This is a genomic window from Streptomyces sp. NPDC127108 (assembly GCF_042677545.1).
Taxonomy (GTDB): Bacteria; Actinomycetota; Actinomycetes; order Streptomycetales; family Streptomycetaceae; genus Streptomyces.
The window spans coordinates 54,470-75,148 of the sequence record NZ_JBHXTE010000024.1 but is presented as its reverse complement, the minus strand read 5'-3'; the positions used below and the strand labels follow the sequence as shown (position 1 = coordinate 75,148).

The following is a 20,679-nucleotide window of genomic DNA, read 5'->3' as shown; positions in this document are numbered from 1 at the left end:
CTCCCGGCACCCGCGGTTGCCCCCGGCGTCATCTCGGCGACACGGCAGCGCCCGCCTCTTCCGTAAGCCTTGGCCCGCTTGACACACTTCACCCGCTCACGTCCCCCCACATCACGCGAGGTCATATCCCCATGCCTGAACTGAACCGGCGTCGCTTCATGCAACTGGCCGGTGGCACCGCCGCCTTCGCCGCGCTGAACGAGAGCATCGCCCGCGCGGCCTCACTTCCCGCGCTGCGCCGCACCGGCACCATCAAGGACGTCGAGCACGTCGTGGTGCTCATGCAGGAGAATCGTTCCTTTGACCACTATTTCGGGACGTTGAAGGGCGTACGCGGCTTCGGCGACCCGCGGCCGGTGACACTGCCCAGCGGCAAGCCGGTCTGGCACCAGCAGGGCGGCGGCAAGGAGGTCCTGCCCTTCCACCCGGACGCCGACAACCTCGGCATGCAGTTCATCGCGGGCCTGGACCACGACTGGGCGGGCGGCCACAAGGCGTTCAACAACGGCGCGTACGACCAGTGGATCCCCGCGAAGTCCGAGCGGACCATGGCGTACCTGGAGCGGGACGACATCCCCTTCCATTACGCGCTCGCCGACGCCTTCACGATCTGCGACGACTACCACTGCTCGTTCATCGGGGCGACCGACCCCAACCGCTACTACATGCTGACGGGCCACGTCGGCAACGACGGCAAGGGCGGCGGCCCGGTCCTCGGCAACCAGGAGCTGGGCTACGACTGGACGACGTACGCCGAGCGCCTGGAGCAGGCGGGCGTCTCCTGGAAGGTGTACCAGGACATCGGCGACGGCCTGGACGCCGCGGGCAAGTGGGGCTGGATCGAGGACGCCTACCGCGGCAACTACGGCGACAACTCGCTCCTCTACTTCAACAAGTACCGCAACGCCAAGCCCGGCGACCCGCTCTACGACAAGGCCCGCACCGGCACCAACGCCAAGGCGGGCGACGGCTACTTCGACATCCTGAAAGCCGACGTGAAGGCGGACCGGCTGCCGCAGGTGTCCTACATCGCCGCGCCCGAGGCGTTCTGTGAGCACCCGAACTGGCCCGTGAACTACGGCGCCTGGTACATCGCGCAGATCCTGGACGCGCTCACCTCCAACCCGGCGGTCTGGGGCAAGACGGCGCTGTTCCTCACGTACGACGAGAACGACGGCTACTTCGACCACGTCGTGCCGCCGTACGTGCCCTCCTCGGCGAACCAGGGCCTGTCGACGGTCGACACCGCGCTCGACCACTTCCCGGGCAACGCCGCCTACGCGGCCGGGCACTACGGCCTCGGGCAGCGCGTCCCGATGCTCGTCGTCTCGCCCTGGAGCACCGGCGGGTTCGTGAACTCCGAGGTCTTCGACCACACGTCGATCATCCGGTTCATGGAGAAGCGCTTCGGCGTCCAGGAGCCCAACATCTCGCCGTGGCGCCGCGCGATCTGCGGCGACCTCACCTCCGCCTTCGACTTCGGCGGCAAGGACACCGACCCGGCCGAGCTGCCCGACACGGCCGCCTACGAGCCGCCGGACCACGAGCGCCACCCCGACTACTTCCCCAAGCCGCCCGCGAGCCCCGCGCTGCCCAAGCAGGAGCGCGGCTCGCGTCCCGCGCGTGCGCTGCCCTACGCCCCGCTGGTGGACGGCCGCGCGGACACGGCCGCAGGGAAGTTCACCCTCACCTTCGGCGGCGGCGACCAGGCGGGCGTCTGCTTCCACGTGCGCTCCGGCAACCGCACCGACGGCCCCTGGACGTACACCACGGGCGCGGGCAAGACGGTCTCCGACACCTGGAACTCGGCGTACTCGGGCGGCAGCCACGACCTGAGCGTGTTCGGCCCGAATGGCTTCCTGCGCACCTTCAAGGGCCCGGGGAAGACCGCGGGCCCCGAGGTCACCGCCCGCCACGACAGGGCGACCGGCAACATCAAGCTGACCCTCACCAACGCGGGCACCGCCGACTGCAACCTCACGGTGACCAACGCCTACGGCGGCCGCAAGGAGACCTTCAAGGTCAAGCCGGGCGCCACCGTCCAGCACACCGTGGACCTGCGCGGCAGCAAGCGCTGGTACGACCTGACCGTGGTGTCCGACACCTCCGCCGGCTTCCTGCGGCGGTTCGCCGGGCACGTGGAGAACGGGCAGACGGGGGTCAGCGACCCGGCGATCGCCACGGTCTGAGACACGCGCGCACGCGGCGGTCGCTGTCCCGTGAGTTCTCGGGTGCCCGGCTCGGGACAGCGGCCGCGCCGCGAAAAATGGGTGAACGCCGTGCCCGGAGCGGCGTTAGCATCCAGGGGCATGACGGACACCCCACGCCCCCAGGGCGCCCCGGACAAGCCCGTCCTCGACGGTCTCGAGGAGAAGTGGTCCAGGCGCTGGGACGAGTCCGGCGTATACGCCTTCGACGCCGACCTGGCGCGCACGGCACCCCGCGACGAGCTGTTCGCCATCGACACCCCGCCGCCCACGGTCAGCGGCTCCCTGCACGTCGGGCACGTCTTCTCCTACACGCACACCGACACCGTCGCCCGCTACCAGCGCATGCGCGGCCGGAACGTCTTCTACCCCATGGGCTGGGACGACAACGGCCTGCCCACGGAGCGCCGCGTCCAGCACCACTACGGCGTCCGCTGCGACCCGGCGCTGCCCCACGACCCGGACTTCACCCCGCCCGCGACACCCGGCAAACGGCAACTCCCGATCTCACGGGAGAACTTCATCGAGCTGTGCGAGCGCCTGACCGCGCGGGACGAGCAGGCCTTCGAGGACCTGTGGCGCCGCCTCGGCCTGTCCGTCGACTGGTCGCGCACCTACCGGACCATCGGCACTCAGGCGCGCGCCACCTCGCAGCGTGCCTTCCTCGCCGACCTCGCCCGCGGCGACGCGTACCTCGCGGAGGCACCCACCCTGTGGGACGTCACCTTCCGCACGGCGGTCGCCCAGGCCGAACTGGAGGACCGGGAGCGGCCCGGCGCGTACCACAGGATCGCCTTCCGCACCGCCGACGGCAGCGGCGTCCCGGTCGAGACGACCCGCCCCGAACTGCTCCCCGCGTGCGTCGCGCTCGTCGCGCACCCCGACGACGAGCGCTACCGCGACCTGGTCGGCACGACCGTCCGCAGCCCGCTGTTCGACGTCGAGGTTCCCGTCCACGCGCACCGGCTCGCGGGGCCCGACAAGGGCACGGGCATCGCGATGGTCTGCACGTTCGGCGACACCACGGACGTCGTCTGGTGGCGTGAACTGCGCCTGGCCACACGCCCTGTGATCGGCTGGGACGGCCGCTTCCGCGCCGAGCCGCCGAGCGGCGTCGACGCGCCGGACGCCGTGGCCGCGTACGCCGCACTCGCGGGCGCCACCGCCCACACCGCGCGCGAACGGACCGTCGAGCTGCTGCGCGGGCGCGGCGAGCTGCACGGCGAGCCCCGGCCCGTCACGCACGCCGTCAAGTTCTTCGAGAAGGGCGACAAGCCCCTGGAGATCGTCACCACCCGCCAGTGGTACGTGCGCAACGGCGGCCGCGACGAGGGGCGCAGGGACGAACTCCGCGCGCGGGGGCGAGAGCTGGTCTGGCACCCGCCGCACATGCGCGTGCGCTACGACCATTGGGTGGACGGTCTCAACGGCGACTGGCTGATCAGCCGTCAGCGCTTCTTCGGAGTCCCCATCCCCCTCTGGTATCCCCTCGACGGCGACGGCACGCCCGACCACACCCGCCCGATCGTCCCCGACGCGGCCACCCTGCCCGTGGACCCCAGCGCGCAGACACCGCCCGGCTACGACGCGTCCCAGCGCGGCAAGCCGCACGGCTTCACCGGCGACCCGGACGTCATGGACACCTGGGCCACCTCCTCGCTCACCCCGCAGATCGCCGGACGGCAGCTCGCCGACCCGGAGCTGTTCGCCCGCCTCTTCCCGATGGACCTGCGCCCGCAGGCCCACGAGATCATCCGCACCTGGCTGTTCGCCACGGTCCTGCGCGCCCACACCGGACACGGGACGCTGCCCTGGCGGCACACGGCGATCTCCGGCTGGATCCTCGACCCCGACCGCAAGAAGATGTCGAAGTCGAAGGGGAACGCCGTCACCCCCGACGACCTGCTCCGCACGCACGGTCCGGACGCGGTGCGGCACTGGGCGGCGAGCGCCAGGCCCGGCACCGACACGGCCTTCGACACCGGCCAGATGAAGATCGGCCGACGGCTCGCGACGAAGCTCCTGAACGTCGGGAAGTTCGTCCTGGGCTTCGAGGCGAGCGGCGCGGCCGTCACCGAACCGCTGGACCGGGCACTGCTCGCCGACCTCGCCGCGACCGTCGAGGAGGCGACGGCCGCCTTCGAGGACTTCGACCACGCCCGGGCGCTGAGTTGTGCCGAGACGTTCTTCTGGCGCTTCTGCGACGACTACGTGGAGCTGGTCAAGGCCCGCGCCTACGGCGACCACGGCGGCACGGCCGCCCGCGACTCCGCCCGCGAGACCCTGCGGACCGCCCTGGACACGGTGCTGCGCCTGTTCGCGCCGGTCCTGCCGTTCGTCACCGAGGAGGTCTGGTCCTGGTACGCGCCGGGGTCGGTCCACCGGGCCGCGTGGCCGTCGGCGGCGACCGCGGACGGGGAGGAGGGTGACCCGGACGGGAGCGTGCTCGCGACGGCCGCCGAGGTCATCGCCGGGGTGCGCAAGGCCAAGTCCCTCGCCCGGCTCTCGATGCGGGCCGAGATCGCGAAGGTCGTCGTGCGCGGACCGAGGGACGTCCTCGACCGGTTCGCCCTCGCCGCGGCGGACGTGCGGGCGGCGGGGCGCGTCGGCCAGGTGGTCCTCGAAGTGGCGGACGGGGCGCTGGCGGTGGAGGTCCTCAGGTAGCTCCGGCGCCGTCGTGGTGCGGGTGCCGGTGGCTGTTCCGGAAGGGGCGCCACCGCTCCCGCCTGCGGAAAGTCCGCTCCCGGGGCTGGCGGGGGCTGGGGTGGTTCGGGGTAGTGTGCCCGGGTGACAACGCATTCGAACACTCCTGCAGGCTGGTACCCGGACCCCCAGGGCGCCTCCCAGCTCCTCCGCTGGTGGGACGGCTCCCAGTGGACCGACCACACGAACCAGGCCCCGCAGGACGCGACGGCCCAAGCGGCCGCGCAGGGCCAGCAGGTCCCGCAGCAGCAGGCGGCCCAGTTCAGCAAGGCCCAGGTCTCCGCCCAGGCCTTCCCCGCCGCCCCGGCCGCTCCGGCCGCGGACCCGGCCAAGGTCCAGCGCCAGGTGCAGCAGCAGGCCGGCGTGAACCCCACGTCCCAGGGCGGCGGCACGCTGTTCAGCGAGCCGGTCCTGGTGGTGAACCAGAAGGCCAAGCTCATCGAGCTGACGAACGAGTACAGCGTCATGGACCAGTCGGGCAACCAGCTCGGCTCGGTGGTCCAGGTCGACCAGAGCGCCATCAAGAAGGTCGCCCGCTTCGTCTCCAGCCTCGACCAGTTCATGACGCACAAGCTGGAGATCCGGGACGCCCACGGCACCCCGCAGCTGCTCATGACCCGGCCGCGGAAGTTCATGAAGTCGCGGGTCATCGTGGAGCGCCCCGACGGCCAGGTGGTCGGCGAGATCGTCCAGCAGAACGTCATCGGCAAGATCAACTTCGCGATGAACGTCAACGGCCAGCAGGTCGGCGCGATCAAGGCGGAGAACTGGCGCGCCTGGAACTTCTCGATCGTCGACCACTCGGACAACGAGGTCGCCCGGATCACCAAGACCTGGGAAGGCCTCGCCAAGACGATGTTCACCACTGCGGACAACTACGTCCTGCAGATCCACTACCAGCTCCCGGACCCGCTCCTGAGCCTGGTCGTGGCGACGGCCCTGACCGTCGACACCGCGCTCAAGCAGGACTCGCGCGGCCTCGGCTGAGAATCGGCCTCCAGGCCTCCAGGTCTCCGGGTCTGCCGGGCCTCCGGCCTCCGGGCCTGCGCGTACGCGGGCCTTGACGGGTCCGCGAGCCTGCGCACGTACGACGAAGCGACCACCCCGCGTCGAGCGGGGGCGGTCGCTTCGTCGTGTGGGCCCGTCCTACGTCCGTATCCGCAGGGGAGTCACCGGTTCGGGCTGGAGGGGGATCGAGGGCAGGTAGTCGGCGGTCGCGTCCGGCGTGGGGACGGGGCCCGGCGCCGGGGTGGCAGCCGGTACGGGGGCGCCTGCCGGTTCGTGTGTCCGTTCCGGCCCGCGCGCGGCGGCGGTCTGCGGGGACCGGGTGAGGACCACGACCCCGTACGCGGCGATCAGTGCCCCCGTCGCGGCCAGGAGCACCCCGCCCGCGCCGCCCCGCAGCCGCTCGCCGAGCAGGGCGATGCCGATGGCCGCCGCGGCGACGGGGTTGGCCAGCGTCACCACGGCGAGGGGCGCGCCGAGGCCGCCGCGGTACGCGGTCTGCGACAGGAGCAGCCCGCCCACCGCGAACGCGGCGACGAGCAGCGCCACCACCACGACCTGCGCGTCGAGCACCGGACCCGAGCGGTCCGTCGCCGCGACCGTCACGGTCTGCGTGAGCGCCGAGGCGACACCGGACGCGAAGCCGGACGCCGTCGCGTGCCGAAGGCCGGGGCGGGTGCCGGGCCGGGAGAGCAGGCCGACGACGGCCATCGTCACACCGGCGACCGCCACGGCCTCCGGCAGCGACAGCGTGTCGTCGGGCTCGGGGCCGGACGCGGTGAGCAGCAGGACGCCGAGGCCGATCAGGGTCAGGCCCGTGCCGCGCCACTCCAGCGGGGAGACCCGCCGCCCGGCGAGGCGCGCCCCCAGCGGCACCGCGGCCACCAGCGTGAGCGCGCCGAGCGGCTGCACGAGGGTGAGCGGACCGAACTTCAGCGCCGCGACGTGCAGCAGCGCCGCCGACGCGTTGAGCCCGACCGACGCCCACCACGCGCCACTGCCCAGGAGCCGCACCACCCGGCCGCCCGTCTCGGCCATGCGCGCGGCCAGGCGCTGCTGTGCGACGGCGGCGGTGGCGTACGCGGCGGCGGAGACGAGGGAGAGGAGGACGGCGAGCAGGGTGGCGCTCATCGGTCGGCTCCGGCGGAGCGCGCGGGGGCCGAGGCGACCAGCTCACGCGCGGGGAGCGCGGCCGCGGGGGACGGCGCCGGTTTCGGTGTCCCCGTGGGCGCCGCCGTCGGGGCGGACCGGCGCACGACCCGGGACCGGGCCGGGCGCGGCAGCCGGATCACGGCCAGCGCGATGCCGAGCAGCGCCGCCGCCGCGAGCGCGTCGAGCCAGTAGTGGTTGGCGGTGCCGACGATGACGAACAGCGTCAGGAGCGGATGCAGCAGCCACAGCCAGCGCCACCGGGAGCTGGTCGCGACGATCAGCCCGACGGCCACCATCAGCGCCCACCCGAAGTGCAGCGACGGCATGGCGGCGAACTGGTTGGCCATGGAGTCGGTCGCGGGCTCGGCCGCGTACACCGAGGGCCCGTACTTCTGCGCCGTGTCCACGAGGTGCGCCACCTCGAGCAGGCGCGGCGGCGCGAGCGGGAAGGCGAGGTGCAGCGCGAGGGCGGCGGCGGTGAGCACGGCGAGGATCCGCCGGGCCCAGACGTAGTGCCGGGGGCGGCGGACGTACAGCCACACCAGGAAGAGCAGCGTCGCCGGGAAGTGCACGGTCGCGTAGTACGTGTTCGCGACGTGGACGAGGCTGTCGCCGCTCAGCAGGACGTCCTGCACGGAGCCCTCGCCCGGCAGGCGCAGGAACCGCTCGGCGTCCCAGACGCGATGGGCGTTGCGGAACGCCTCGGCGGTGTGGCCGTTGGCGAGCTGCCTGCCGAATTTGTAGACGAGGAAGAGTCCGACGACGAGGAGCAGCTCGCGCGCGAGCGGCGGCCGGGCAGGGGTGTCCGGTCGTCCGGAGGCTATCTCCGGCTCCTGTTCCGCAGGCTCGGTGCGGGAATCCATCCGCCGGCCCCTTTGCGTGACGACTGGTGGTGCGGTGATGAGTGAGTCCCTGTTGTTCCACTCATCGATACGACAGTGTACCGATACGCCAGTGTACCGATACGGGAGCGTACCGGTACACTGGCGTATCGGTAGGGTCCGCGAGAAGCGAACCGAGCGGGCCACCGCACCGAGGAGACGAGAGATGACGCCGCGGGAACGGGTTGAGGAGCACCTCTGCGAGCAGGTCGCGATGTCGCGCCGCTCCAAGATCACACCCGAGCGTGAGCAGGAGTTCTACGACGCGGTCCTCGACCAGCTCCGCGAGTGCGGCTATGAGGCCGTGACCATGGAGGGCGTCGCCGCGCGGACCCGCTGCAGCAAGTCGACGCTCTACCGCCAGTGGAAGACGAAGCCCCAGTTCGTGGCCGCCGCGCTGCGCGCCAACCGGTGCGTGCGCTTCGCGGGCATCGACACCGGCTCGCTCGCCGGTGACCTGCGCGCGGCGGCGCGCGCCGCCGCCACCTGGGCCGGGCGCGACACCATGATCGTGCAGGCGCTCAGCCACGCGGTCCTGCAGGACGAGGACCTTCAGCACGCGCTGCGCGAGGCGCTGGTGGAGCCGGAGGTGGAGGCCGTCGACGGCTTCGTGCGGCGGGCCGTGGAGCGCGGGGAGATCGCCGCGGGCCACCCGGCGGCGGAGTTCGTCACGGTCCAGCTCTTCGGAATCCTGCGGGCCCGGCCGCTGGTGGAGGGCGAGGACGCGGACGAGCGCTATCTGGAGCGGTTCGTGGAGGCGGTGCTGCTTCCGGTCCTCGGGCTGAGCGAGGGCCCCGGCCGCCCGGCCGCGGGGCAGGTCCCGGCCCCTTCCGCCGGGCAGGCCTCGGCCCCTTCCGCCGGGGAGGCCCCGGCCACCTGAACGTGGGCCCGGTCCGCAGGATGACCGGACGGGGCCCGCAGAGCGCCGCACCGTGGGGACGGGGGCGGCGCGCGACAAGAAGCCGGGTGCACCGATCGTGATCGGTGCACCCGGCTTCTCGTGCTTCTGCTCGTGCGTCTCTGCGTCTCCGCGTCTGCGCGTCTCGTGCCGCAGCCGTCAGACCTGCTGGCCGTCGCCTCCGCCGCCCCCGCCGCGGAACTCCTTGATGCCCTTGGTGATCTGGTCCATGGACGACACCGACGGCGCGTCGTCGGTGTCGTCGATGCCGAAGCGGACGATCACCATCGTCATGTCGTCGGCGGGCGACTTGAACGCCAGCGACTGCACGTAGCCGTCCGGGCCCTTGCGGTTCACGGCCTTCCAGCGGACCAGATAGCCCTTCTGCCCGGCCACGGTCACCGACTTCGAGGCGAGCTGCTTGTGGGACACCAGCTTGCCGCCGTAGATCTCGCCGCCGTACGACTCCTCGGCGTTCTTCTCGATGTCCGCCTTCGCCGCCGCCTCGGGGCTCTTCTCCTTGATCTTGAAACTGGCGGCGGGGGCGGAGAAGGCGCCACCGCGCACGCACACCCGCGCGGTGTCGCCGGGGCACCCGTACTTGCCCTTGGTGACGCCCGCGCCCAGGTTGCCCGACTTGCCCTCCCAGCCGTCCGGTACCGGCAGGCTGATGCCGCTCGCCCTGTCGGCGGCGAACCCCTCCTCGGCCTGCGGGGCGCCGTCGGACGGACCCGGCGACGTGGAGCCCTCGGGCTTCTCGGGGCCGTCGTCGCCCTTGCCGGGCTTCGAGGGCCCGGAGGACGCCGGGGGCTTGGCGCTGTCGTCGTCGCCGTCATCGTCGTCGCCCGCGGTGAGCGCGTACACGCCGCCGACGATGCCCGCGAGCACGGCGACGGCGACCCCGACGACGACGGCCGTGCGTGCTTGGCGCCGGGGCGCCTGCGGGGGCTGCTGGGGGAAGGCGGGCGAGCCGCCCGGCGCGCGGACGTGTTCCGTCCACATGGTCCCGTCCCACCATCTCTCGGACGGCGGGGCACCAGGTATCTGCCCGGGGTCGGGATACCAGCCCGGGGGAGTCGCGTGCGTCATGGGCGTCAGGGTATGAGCAGCGCCTGAAAGTCGGATGAGAGGGGGTCGGCGGAAATCGGCCAAGTGCCGCCGGAGCGGGGTTCAGTGGCCGTCGACGACCAGCCGCGTCGGCGCCTGCGCGCCGTCGAGGAGGCCCCGCGGCCACCGCCCCGCGCGCCCCGGGGTGATCGAGCCGAGCACGCTCGGATGCCGGGCGCCCGTGCTCGCCGCGACGGTGCCGGGCAGACCGTGCGCCGTCAGGAAGCCGAGCACCGCGAAGGCGTACGCCTCCTTCGCCGCCGACGCGAGCCCCAGCTCGTCCGAGCCGCGCACGGGCACGGCGGGCCCCAACTCGGCCCGCACCATCGCCATCAGCGTGGGGTTGCGGATCCCGCCGCCCGACGCCACCACCTCACTGGCCTTCGCCGCGCGCACCGCGTCGGCGACCGTCACCGCCGTGAGCCGGGTGAGCGTCGCGACGACGTCCTCGGGGGCAAGCTCCTCGTACCCGGAGAGCGCCCGGCGCAGATACTCCGCGTGGAACAGCTCCTTGCCCGTCGTCTTCGGCGCGGGCAGCGCGTAGTACGGCTCGGCGAGCAGCCGGGCGAGCAGGTCCTCGTGCACGGTGCCGCGCGCGGCGATCCCGCCGTCCCTGTCGTACGTCAGTCCCCTCTCACGGCCCTGCGGCGTCCACGCGCGGACGGCCGCGTCGATCAGGGCGTTGGCCGGGCCGGTGTCGAAGGCCGTGCCGTCCGGGGCGGTGATGTTGGCGATGCCGCCGAGGTTCAGGGCGACGGGGGTGCCGGGGCGGCCGCGCAGCCACATCCGGTCCACGAGGCTGACGAGGGGCGCCCCCTGGCCACCGGCCGCGACGTCCCGCGGCCGGAAGTCGGCGACCACCGGAAGGCCCGTGGCCTCCGCGATCCACGCGGGCTGGCCGATCTGCAGCGTGCCGCGCACCCGTCCCTCGTCCACCCAGTGGAAGACGGTCTGCCCGTGCGAGGCGATCAACTCGGCGCCGCCCCCGCACAGTTCGCGGTCGGCCTCGGTGGCGGCCGCGGCGAAGGCCTGGCCGACGCGGGTGTCCAGGCGGCACACGGCGGCGAGGGTGGTGGCCGCCGGGGGCAGCGCGGCGGCAAGCGCCGCGCGCAGGTCGTCGTCGTACGCGCGACTGATCAGGCCCAGCGGTGTCAGGCGGAGGCTTTCGCCGTCGAGGGTGAGGTCGACGGCACCGGCGTCGATGGCGTCGTGGGAGGTGCCGGACATCAGGCCGATCACTCGCATGCGTCTCTGTCTCTCACTGGCGGGGCGGGGCGCGCCGGAGGCGGCGCTAGGGTGCTCTTCCCCCCGGGGGTCCGGTGTTAAAGGTGCCGTTGGGACGGGGCACGAGTCCAGCCGCGTCCGGCCCCCGGTCGGAAATGCGTTTCACCGTGTCCGGCCGAAGGCCGGTGTTCCGGCTGCGGCATGCTGCTCTCGCCGGTCCTCACCCGCCCGTCACCACCCGTTCCCGCCACCTCCCCACCCCGCCCCAAGCCCCCCGCAGGGCCCGCGCCTTGAGGAGCCACAGGGACAAGTCGTACTCGGCCGTGTACCCCAGTGCCCCGTGCAGTTGCAGCGCCGCCCGCGCCGCGCCGTACGCCGCCTCCCCGGTGGCCACCTTCGCCGCGGCCAGGTCCACCCGGGCCGCCGACCGGTCGCCGTCCCGCAGCGACACCGCCGCACCGAACACCAGCGGACGCGCGAACTCCAGCCCCACCAGCACATCCGCGAGCCGGTGCTTGACGGCCTGGAACGAGCCCACCGGCACACCGAACTGCGTCCGCCCCCGCACGTACGCCACCGTCCGGTCCAGGAGGGCGTACCCGACCCCCAGGCACTGTGCCGCCGTCGCGAGCGCCGCCCAGTCCAGCGCGCACGCGGCCGCCCCGGCCGCCGCGTCCCCGGACGCCACCACCTCCCCGCCCGGCAGGAGGCGGGCGAGACGCCGCGCCGGATCGAGGGAGGCGCGCGGTTCCGTGTGGCCGGGCGCGAGCCGTATCTCCCCGTCCCCGGCGGCGAGCAGCACCGCCGAGGCGTCCGCGTCCAGTGCGTACGGACCGGTGCCGGGGAGGGTCAGCGTCGCGCCCGCCCCGCCGCCGACCAGCGCCGGGAGCGACCGCTTCGCGGGCTCCGGTGTCCCGAGCTCGGCCAGTCGGGACAGGAGCGCCACCGCCGCCACCGTCTCGACCAGCGGCCCGGGCACCGCGTGCCGTCCCAACTCCACGAACGCTACGGCCGTTTCGACAGGCAGCGGCCCCACGCCCTCGTACGCCTCCGGTGCCGCGAGCGCGAACACCCCGGCCGCACCGAGCCGCTGCCGAAGGGCGAGGCCCGCCGCGTGCTCCCCGGCGGCCCAGGCCCGCGCTGCCGCCGGGGTGTCCGCCGCCGTCAGCATGGCGTCCAGCGAACGGGCGAAGTCCCGCTGCTCGTCGTCCAGGAGGAAGCGCATCACCGGCGTCCCTTCGGCAGGCCGAGCAGCCGCTCGGCGATGATGTCGCGCTGGATCTCGTTGGTGCCCGCGTAGATCGGCCCGGCGAGCGCGAAGACATAGCCCTCGGTCCAGTCCGTCGGGGGAGTCGGGCCGGGCGGCTCGGCGTCCTCCGTCCCGCCCGGCGCCGACCTCCCTCCGGCGAGGTCCTCCACGCCCCTCAACTCCCCCTCCGCCCCGAGCAGATCCAGCGCCGTCTCGTGCACCCCGATGTCGTACTCCGACCAGAACACCTTGTTCAGGCTCGACTCCGCGCCGATCGGCTCACCGGCCTCGAACCGGGAGGCGTTGGCCCAGGTGAACAACTGGTAGGCGCGGGCGCCGACGACCGCGTCGGCCACCCGGTCGCGCAGCGCCGTGTCGGCCGGGTCGCCGTGCGCGCGCCACTCGCGCAGCAGCCGCTCGGCCGTCGCCAGGAAACGGCCCGGTGAGCGCAGCGTCAGGCCGCGCTCCTCGCCCGTCGTCGCCATCGCGATCCGCCAGCCCTGGCCGGGCTCGCCGATCACGTCCTCGTCGGGCACGAACACGTCGTCCAGGAACAGCTCGGCGAACGCGGGCTTGCCGTCGATGCGGCCGATGGGGCGCACGGTGACGCCCGGAGCGTCGAGCGGGAACATCAGATACGTCAGACCGCGGTGCGGCCGGTCCGCGTCCGCGTCGCTGCGGAACAGGCCGAAGGCGCGGTCGGCGAACGCGGCCCGGGACGACCAGGTCTTCTGCCCGTTCAGGAGCCAGCCCCCGGACACCCGGCGGGCGGTGGAGCGCAGCGAGGCCAGGTCCGAGCCCGCCTCCGGCTCCGACCAGGCCTGCGCCCAGATCACCTCGCCGCGCGCCATCGGGGGCAGCACCCGCGCGCGCTGCTCCGGCGTGCCGAAGTCGAAGAGGGTCGGCGCGAGCAGGCTGATGCCGTTCTGGGAGACGCGGCCCGGGGCGCCCGCCGCGTAGTACTCCTCCTCGAACACCAGCCACTCGACGATCCCGGCGCCCCGCCCGCCGTACTCCTCGGGCCACGACACCACCGACCAGCGGTCCGCGGCCAGCTCGCCCTCCCAGGCGCGGTGGGCCGCGAAGCCCTCCTCGGTCTCCAGCGAGGGCAGCGGGCGCGACGGCACACGCGCGGCGAGCCAGGCCCGCGCCCGCTGCCTGAACTCCTGCTCCGCCGCGCTGAATTCGAGGTCCATCCCTGGTCCGCCTCCCGCTCGGGAACCTTCCCTAACAAGTGTTTGGTAGATTATCGTGAGGGGCAGACAATCGTCGAGAGCCGGTGCGGCCGGAGGGGGTGTCGGGGATGTCGGGTGGGGGCATGGCGGCGGTTCCTTATGTGTCCGGGCACGGCCTGCTCGACGGCCGCACCGCCGTCGTCACGGCGGCCGCCGGAGCGGGCATCGGCGGCGCCACCGCGCGCCGCTTCCTGGAGGAGGGCGCCCGCGTCGTCCTCGGCGACGCGCACGCGCGCCGCACCAAGGAGACGGTCGAGCGGCTCGCCGACGAGTTCGGCGCCGGGCGCGTGCACGGCACCCCCTGCGACGTGACGGACGAGTCCCAGGTGCAGGCGCTGTTCGACCTCGCGGAGCGGCAGCACGGGCGCCTCGACATCGTGGTGAACAACGCCGGTCTCGGCGGCACCGCCGAGCTCACCGACATGACCGACGACCAGTGGGACCGCGTCATCGACGTCACGCTGAACGGCACCTTCCGCTGCACCAGGGCCGCCCTGCGCCGCCTGCGCGCCACCGGCTCCGGGGGCGTCGTCGTGAACAACGCCTCGGTGCTCGGCTGGCGCGCCCAGCCCGGCCAGGCGCACTACGCGGCGGCGAAGGCCGGAGTCATGGCCCTCACCCGCTGCGCCGCCCTGGAGGCCGCACCCGACGGAATCCGGATCAACGCCGTCGCCCCCAGCCTCGCCCTGCACCCGCACCTCGCGAAGGTCACCTCCGCCGAGCTGCTCGACGAGCTGACCGCGCGCGAGGCCTTCGGACGCCCCGCCGAGCCCTGGGAGATAGCCAACGTCATCGTCTTCCTCGCCAGCGGCTACTCCTCGTACATGACGGGGGAGACGGTGTCGGTCAGCAGCCAGCACGCCTAGGCGGAGAATGACCGTGTGCCGAAACAGAAGCAGTCCAGCGACACCAGCACCAGCGACACCACCACCAGCGACACCAGTGCCAGCAAGAAGACGACCGCCCGCGGCAAGAAGAAGCCCCCGGTGACCCCCTCGCCCGAGCGCCGCGGCGAGCTGCTCAGGATCGCCGCGGACGTCTTCGCCGAGCAGGGCTACAACGCCACCACCGTCCGCAAGATCGCGGACGCCGCGGGCATGCTCGCGGGCAGTCTCTACTACCACTTCGACTCCAAGGAGTCGATGCTCGAAGAGATCCTGCGGACGTTCCTGACCGAGCTGTGGGACGGGTACGACAGCGTCCTCTCCGCGCCCCTCGGCCCCCGCGAGACCCTGGAAGCCCTCGTCACCGAGTCCTTCCGGGAGATCGACCGGCACCGCGCCGCCGTCGCGATCTACCAGAAGGAGTCCAAGCACCTGGTCACCCAGACCCGGTTCGAGTACCTGGTCGAGTCCCAGCAGCGGTTCGAGAAGGCCTGGCTGACGACGCTGGAGCGCGGCGTCACCGACGGCGTCTTCCGCTCCGACCTGGACATCCGCCTCGCCTACCGCTTCGTGCGCGACACCGTCTGGGTCGCCGCGTCCTGGTACCGGCCGGGCGGGGGCCACAGCCCCGACGAGATCGCCCGCCAGTATCTGTCGATGGTCCTGGACGGCATCTCCGTACGCACCTGAGGCCGCGCACGCACCCGTAGACCGCGTACGCGCCCGAGACCGCGCCGTCACCGCACGGCGCCAGACCGCGAGGAGTACGCAGCCATGGCCGAGGCCTACATCGTCGAGGCGGTCCGCACCCCCGTCGGCAGGCGCGGCGGCGGCCTCGCCGCCGTGCACCCCGCCGACCTGGGCGCCCACGTCCTCAAGGCGCTCATCGAGCGCTGCGGCGTCGACCCGGCCGCCGTGGACGACGTCGTCTTCGGCTGCCTGGACGCCGTCGGACCGCAGGCCGGGGACGTCGCCCGCACCAGCTGGCTGGCCGCCGGACTGCCCGAGGAAGTGCCCGGCGTGACCGTCGACCGGCAGTGCGGTTCCTCCCAGCAGGCCCTGCACTTCGCGGCCCAGGGCGTCCTCTCCGGCACCCAGGACCTCGTCGTCGCGGGCGGCACCCAGAACATGTCCATGGTCCCCATCGCCTTCGCGTCCCGGCAGGCCGCCGCACCGCTCGGCCTCACCGAAGGCCCCTTCGCGGGCAGCGAGGGCTGGCGCGCCCGCTACGGGGACCAGCCCGTCAACCAGTTCCACGGCGCCGAGCTGATAGCCGGGAAATGGGGCATCTCCCGCGCGGACATGGAGGAGTTCGCCCTCGGTTCCCACCAGCGGGCGCTGCGCGCCATCGACGAGGGCCGCTTCGACCGCGAAACCGTCCCCCTCGCGGGCGTCACCACCGACGAGGGCCCGCGCCGCGACACCACAGCCGGGAAGATGGCGTCCCTCAAGCCCGTCATGGACGGCGGCAGCATCACCGCCGCCTGCTCCTCCCAGGTCTCCGACGGCGCCGCCGCCCTGCTCCTCGCCGGTGAACAGGCCGTCCGCGACCACGGGTTGACACCCCGGGCACGCGTCCACCACCTGTCCGTGCGCGGCGAGGACCCCATCCGGATGCTCTCCGCACCCATCCCCGCCACCGCACACGCCCTGAAGAAGACCGGCCTCACCCTCGACGACATCGACCTCGTCGAGATCAACGAAGCCTTCGCCCCCGTCGTCCTCGCCTGGCTGAAAGAGACCGGCGCCGACCCCGCCCGCGTCAACGTCAACGGCGGGGCCATCGCGCTGGGTCACCCCCTCGGTGCCACCGGCGCCCGCCTGATGACGACCCTCCTGCACGAACTGGAGCGCACCGGCGGCCGGTTCGGCCTTCAAACCATGTGCGAAGGAGGCGGGCAGGCCAACGTCACCGTGATCGAACGCCTGTGAAGACCCGCGGCCCGGGCGCCGCCGCGCCCCGGCCGCGCCGCACCCCGCCCCGCCCGCGACAACCCAGGCAGCCTGGCATATGACCGTCTGTCACCCATGCGGGAGTAGCTGCGCAGACCGTGCTCCGTGACGGCCCCGACCCGGCTAGGCTCGACTTCTGTACGTCGATTGAGCGACCCCGGGAGGTAGCGCGATGACGCAGGGACGGCCCGGAGGTGGTGGCGCCTGGGCCCCGCTGTGGGAGCGCGACGCGGAACTCGCCGCAGCCGAAGGCGCGGTGTCCGCACTGTGCTCGGACCTGACGACCGAGGGCGGCCTGCTCGTCTACAGCGGTGAGGCCGGCATCGGCAAGACCGCGCTGTTGGCCGAAGTGCGCCGCATCGCCCAGGGCCGCGCCACGGTCCTGGCGGCCCGCGGCGGCGAGACCGTGGCCGAGGTGCCCTTCAACGTCGTACGACAACTCCTCCAACCCGTTCTCGTCCAGCTCAGTCCCGAAGAGGGCCGCGAGTATCTGGGCGACTGGTACGAGATCGCCGGACCCGCCCTCGGCATCACCGAGCCGGGCAGCGGCCGCCCCGACCCGCAGGCCGTGTGCGACGGCCTCGTCGACGTGGTCGCCCGCCTCTCCCGGCTGTACTGGCCACTGGTCCTGATCATCGACGACGCGCACTGGGCCGACCAGGAGACGCTGCGCTGGCTCGCCGCGTTCGCCGAGCGCCTCGACGACCTGCCCGTCCTCGTCGTGGTCGCCCACCGGCCCGGCGAGGCCACCGGCGAAGGCGCCCGCCACCTCGCCCGGATCGGCGCCACGGCCCTGCCCACGACCATGCTGCGCGCCCTCACCCCGGAGGCCACGGCGGGTCTGACCCGCGCCACCCTCGGCGAGCACGCCGACGCCCCGTTCTGCCGCGAGGTCTGGGCGGTCACCGGCGGCAATCCGTACGAGTCCGTGGAACTGCTCGCCAAGGTCCAGGACAGCGAGCTGGAACCGGTCGAGAGCTCCGCCGCCGAACTGCGGGACCTCAACCGCTCCGCACGCGGCCGCGGCCTCGTCGCCCGCCTGGAGGACCTCGGCACCGACGTGACCCGGTTCGCCTGGGCCGCCGCGATCCTCGGACCCGCGATCTCCACCGAACTCGCCGCGTCGCTCGCCGGGATGCCCCACGACGACGCCGCGCGGTGCGCCGAGCGGCTCCGCGCCGCCCGCATCGTGACCAGCGCCGAATCCGGCCTGGACTTCGTGCACCCGCTGATCGCCACGGCCGTCTACGAATCGATCCCGAACGCCACCCGCACCGCGATGCACGGCCGCGCCGCCTGGGCCGTCACCCGCTCCGGACGCGGCGCCGCCGCGGCCTCCCGCCACCTCCTCGAAGTCCACCCGGACGACGACCCGGAACTCGTCCAGCACCTGCGCGACGCCGCCACCGAACACCTCGCCGTCGGCGCGCCCGACGCGGCCCGCCGCTGCCTGGAGCGGGCTCTGCGCGAGCCACCCCGGCCCGACGTGCACGCCCGCGTGCTCTACGAACTCGGCTGCGCCACGCTGCTCACCTCACCCGTCACCACCGTCGGGCACCTGCGCGAGGCCCTGTCGAAGGCCGGGCTCAGCCAGCAGCTGCGCGTCGACGCCGTGTGCAGGCTCTCCCAGGCCCTGGTCCACAACGACCAGCTCGGCGAAGGCCTGCGCGTCATCGACGAGGAGGCCGCGAGGCTCCCGGACGGCCCCGCCAGACTGCGGCTCAAGGCCGTGCACTACATGTGGGAGGGCATCCACGCGGGCGAGGAGGACTCACCGGGACGCTCCCGGCGCCTCGCCGCGCTCGCCGGTCCGCTGACCGGCCGCGACAACGCCGAGCGTGCACTGCTCATCCTGCGCGCCTTCGACGCCATGACACGCGGTGAGAACGCCGAAGAGGTCGTCGAGCTGTGCGACCGCGCCCTCGTCAACGGCCGGCTCGCACCCGGCCTCGGCTGGACCGACGCCGAGTGGAGCTTCGAGCTGCGCCTGATGCTCGGCAGCTCCTACGCCTTCGCGGACCGGCTCGACCGCGCGGAGAGCCTGTTCACCGAGGCCGTGAAGGCGTACGAGACCGCGGGCTGGAGCGGCGGTCACCTCGCGCTCGCGCACGCCTTCCTCGGCTATGTGTACCGCAGGCGCGGACGGCTCAGGGACGCCGAGAAGTCGCTGCGCGAGAGCCTGCGGCTCGCCGACCGCGTGGGCCAGGGCGGACTCCCCATGCACTGGGAGGCCGCCAGCATGCTCATCGACACCCTGCTCGCCCGCGGCCACGCCCTGGAGGCCAAGGCCGTCGCCGACCGCTACGGCTTCGCGCCGCCCTCCGCGTCCACGATCTACGTCCCCGACGCCATGTCCGTACGCGGACGGCTCCTCCTCGCGCTCGGCCACACCGAGGAAGGACTGAACGAACTGGAGGCCACCGCCAAGGCGTTGACGGCCCGCGGCCAGTACAACACCGTGCTCGCTCCCTGGGCCTACGACCTCGCCCGCGCGCTCGCCGTCGAGGACCCGCGGCGTGCGGGCGACCTCGTCGCGGACGCGCGCGTGCAGGCCGAGCGGTTCGGCACGGACACCGCGATCGGTGAAGCGGTGCGGTGTGCGGCGGCGCTGGAGACCGGGGCGCGGGCCATCGCCCTGTACGCCAAGGCCGTGACGTATCTGGAGGCCTCGCCCTGCCAGTACGAGCACGCCGTGGCCCGGGTCGAGTACGGGATCGCCTCGGGCGCCGCGGAGGAACTGGAGCGGGGCCTTGCCCTCGCGCGGGCCTGCGGGGCGGATGGGCTGGCCGCCCTGGCCGAGCGGGAGTTGGCCGGGGTGCTGTAGGCCTTGGCCGGTGCGGGGGCCGGGCGCGGCTTCGCCCTGGACGTGCCCTTGGCGTGCCCTGGACGTGCCCTCGGCGTGCCCTGGACGTGCCCTGGACGTGCCCTGGACGTCGTCCGGGGCCAGGGCACGGGGGCTCCGCCCCCGGACCCCCGTATCGGCCTGAACGGCCTCGTCCTCAAACGCCGGACGGGCTGGAATCCCCTTCCCCGGAGCCGAAGCAGGCGGGGGCGTGGGCGGTTGACGCCAGACGGGGGCGCGTCCCGCGGACCTCCCGCCGCCGTCCGATCACCCTGCCCCCGCCTCGTCCACCCAGCCGAGCCGCAGCCCCCGCACCGTCTCCTCCGCCTCCCGCATCACCCTCGCCACCAGTTCCGCGCACGTCGGTACGTCCCCGAGCAGGCCCGCCACCTGGCCCGACGCCATCAGGCCGCGTTCCGGGTCGCCGTCCACGAGGGCGGACTTGAGCATCATGGGGGTGTTCGCCGCAAGGAGGACCTGGCTCCAGGTCAGGTCCTTGCCGCGCTTCATCGCCAGGCCGTCGCGGACCAGGCCCGGCCACGTCGTGCCGGAGACACGGCGGAACGCCGCCGCGTGGCGCACGGCGCGGGTCAGGGAGCGCAGCGGGCCCGCACGCTCCAGGGCGGCCACGAGGTCCGTGCGGAGCATGCGGTGGGGGAGGCCGTCCACGCGCGTGGTGACCGTGACGTCCTTGACCGTCGCCGCGAGATAGCGGGCCTTCACCGCGTCCGGCACCGTCGACTCGGCGGTGAGGAGGAACCGTGTCCCCATCGCGACGCCCGCCGCTCCGTAGGCCAGCGCCGCGACCAGGCCCCGGCCGTCGTGGAAGCCGCCCGCGGCGATCACCGGGATGTCCACGGCGTCGACGACCTGGGGGAGGAGCACGGTCGTGGCGACCTCACCGGTGTGGCCGCCGCCCTCGCCGCCCTGCACGAGGACCGCGTCAGCGCCCCACGCGGCGACCTTCTCCGCGTGCCGCCGCGCCCCGACGGACGGGATCACCACGACGCCGCCGTCCTTCAGCTCGGCCATCAGGTCCTTCGACGGGGCCAGGGCGAACGACGCCACCCGGACCCCCTCCTCGACGATGATCCGCACCCGCTCCCGGGCGTCCCCCGCGTCGGCCCGCAGGTTCACGCCGAACGGCTCGTCCGTGCGGGACTTGACCTCACGGACCGCCGCCCGCAGCCGTTCGGGCGTCATCGTCGCCGACGCGAGGACGCCGAGCGCGCCCGCGTTCGCCACCGCCGACACCAGGCGCGGGCCCGCCACCCACCCCATGCCGGTCTGCACGAGGGGATGCCGCACCCCGGTGAGCCGGGTCAGGGCCGTCACCGGG

15 protein-coding genes are annotated in these 20,679 nt (G+C 73.5%); 8 read left to right on the top strand and 7 right to left on the bottom strand.

All coding sequences use genetic code 11. From position 1 onward, the window contains the following. Positions 1-131: 131 nt before the first annotated feature. The 3 genes from ACFVHO_RS21515 to ACFVHO_RS21505 all read left to right on the top strand — a co-directional run bounded on the left by ACFVHO_RS21515 (position 132) and on the right by ACFVHO_RS21505 (position 5,897). Positions 132-2,189, top strand: a complete 2,058-nt coding sequence (locus ACFVHO_RS21515; protein ID WP_385716813.1) for a phosphocholine-specific phospholipase C — start codon at positions 132-134, stop codon at positions 2,187-2,189. Positions 2,190-2,309: 120 nt separating this feature from the next. Continuing rightward, positions 2,310-4,871: a valine--tRNA ligase gene (gene valS / locus ACFVHO_RS21510; RefSeq protein WP_385716810.1), complete on the top strand. Its 2,562-nt coding sequence runs from the start codon at positions 2,310-2,312 to the stop codon at positions 4,869-4,871. A gap of 123 nt (positions 4,872-4,994) precedes the next feature. Continuing rightward, a complete protein-coding gene (locus ACFVHO_RS21505; RefSeq protein WP_385716807.1) occupies positions 4,995-5,897 on the top strand; it encodes a phospholipid scramblase-related protein in 903 nt (300 codons plus the stop codon). 159 nt (positions 5,898-6,056) lie between these two features. On the opposite strand, the gene ACFVHO_RS21500 is transcribed toward ACFVHO_RS21505, so the two are convergent. Both ACFVHO_RS21500 and ACFVHO_RS21495 read right to left on the bottom strand, forming a co-directional pair. Then, a complete protein-coding gene (locus tag ACFVHO_RS21500; RefSeq protein WP_385716804.1) occupies positions 6,057-7,046 on the bottom strand; it encodes a DMT family transporter in 990 nt (329 codons plus the stop codon). Continuing rightward, positions 7,043-7,930 carry a phosphatase PAP2 family protein gene (locus ACFVHO_RS21495; protein ID WP_385716801.1) on the bottom strand — a complete coding sequence of 296 codons (888 nt, stop codon included), beginning with the start codon at positions 7,928-7,930 and terminating at the stop codon, positions 7,043-7,045. Before ACFVHO_RS21495 ends, ACFVHO_RS21500 begins: the two co-directional genes overlap by 4 nt. Positions 7,931-8,114: 184 nt before the next feature. Here ACFVHO_RS21495 and ACFVHO_RS21490 point away from each other — a divergent pair, with 184 nt between their 5' ends. After that, positions 8,115-8,828 carry a TetR/AcrR family transcriptional regulator gene (locus tag ACFVHO_RS21490; RefSeq protein WP_385716798.1) on the top strand — a complete coding sequence of 238 codons (714 nt, stop codon included), beginning with the start codon at positions 8,115-8,117 and terminating at the stop codon, positions 8,826-8,828. 177 nt (positions 8,829-9,005) lie between these two features. Here ACFVHO_RS21490 and ACFVHO_RS21485 read toward each other — a convergent pair whose 3' ends face one another. The 4 genes from ACFVHO_RS21485 to ACFVHO_RS21470 form a co-directional block, all read right to left on the bottom strand. Continuing rightward, positions 9,006-9,935 carry a DUF2510 domain-containing protein gene (locus tag ACFVHO_RS21485; protein ID WP_385716795.1) on the bottom strand — a complete coding sequence of 310 codons (930 nt, stop codon included), beginning with the start codon at positions 9,933-9,935 and terminating at the stop codon, positions 9,006-9,008. A gap of 81 nt (positions 9,936-10,016) precedes the next feature. After that, positions 10,017-11,198, bottom strand: a complete 1,182-nt coding sequence (locus tag ACFVHO_RS21480) for an anhydro-N-acetylmuramic acid kinase (RefSeq protein WP_385716792.1) — start codon at positions 11,196-11,198, stop codon at positions 10,017-10,019. Positions 11,199-11,397: 199 nt separating this feature from the next. Beyond that, positions 11,398-12,402 (bottom strand): acyl-CoA dehydrogenase family protein, encoded by a 1,005-nt coding sequence (locus ACFVHO_RS21475; protein ID WP_385716789.1) that lies wholly within the window; start codon positions 12,400-12,402, stop codon positions 11,398-11,400. Beyond that, positions 12,402-13,622 (bottom strand): acyl-CoA dehydrogenase family protein, encoded by a 1,221-nt coding sequence (locus tag ACFVHO_RS21470; protein ID WP_385716786.1) that lies wholly within the window; start codon positions 13,620-13,622, stop codon positions 12,402-12,404. Before ACFVHO_RS21470 ends, ACFVHO_RS21475 begins: the two co-directional genes overlap by 1 nt. A 122-nt stretch (positions 13,623-13,744) precedes the next feature. Here ACFVHO_RS21470 and ACFVHO_RS21465 point away from each other — a divergent pair, with 122 nt between their 5' ends. The 4 genes from ACFVHO_RS21465 (at position 13,745) to ACFVHO_RS21450 (ending at position 19,322) form a co-directional block, all read left to right on the top strand. Beyond that, positions 13,745-14,527 carry an SDR family oxidoreductase gene (locus ACFVHO_RS21465; RefSeq protein ID WP_385716783.1) on the top strand — a complete coding sequence of 261 codons (783 nt, stop codon included), beginning with the start codon at positions 13,745-13,747 and terminating at the stop codon, positions 14,525-14,527. A gap of 120 nt (positions 14,528-14,647) precedes the next feature. Continuing rightward, positions 14,648-15,235, top strand: coding sequence for a TetR/AcrR family transcriptional regulator (locus ACFVHO_RS21460; protein ID WP_385716958.1), 588 nt, complete (start codon positions 14,648-14,650; stop codon positions 15,233-15,235). Between the two features lie 84 nt (positions 15,236-15,319). Beyond that, entirely contained in the window at positions 15,320-16,477 is a 1,158-nt protein-coding gene (locus tag ACFVHO_RS21455; protein WP_385716780.1) for an acetyl-CoA C-acetyltransferase, read from the top strand. A gap of 193 nt (positions 16,478-16,670) precedes the next feature. After that, positions 16,671-19,322: an ATP-binding protein gene (locus tag ACFVHO_RS21450; RefSeq protein WP_385716777.1), complete on the top strand. Its 2,652-nt coding sequence runs from the start codon at positions 16,671-16,673 to the stop codon at positions 19,320-19,322. Between the two features lie 285 nt (positions 19,323-19,607). Here ACFVHO_RS21450 and ACFVHO_RS21445 read toward each other — a convergent pair whose 3' ends face one another. Continuing rightward, positions 19,608-20,621, bottom strand: coding sequence for an NAD(P)H-dependent flavin oxidoreductase (locus ACFVHO_RS21445; RefSeq protein ID WP_385716954.1), 1,014 nt, complete (start codon positions 20,619-20,621; stop codon positions 19,608-19,610). Between the last annotated feature and the right edge of the window lie 58 nt (positions 20,622-20,679).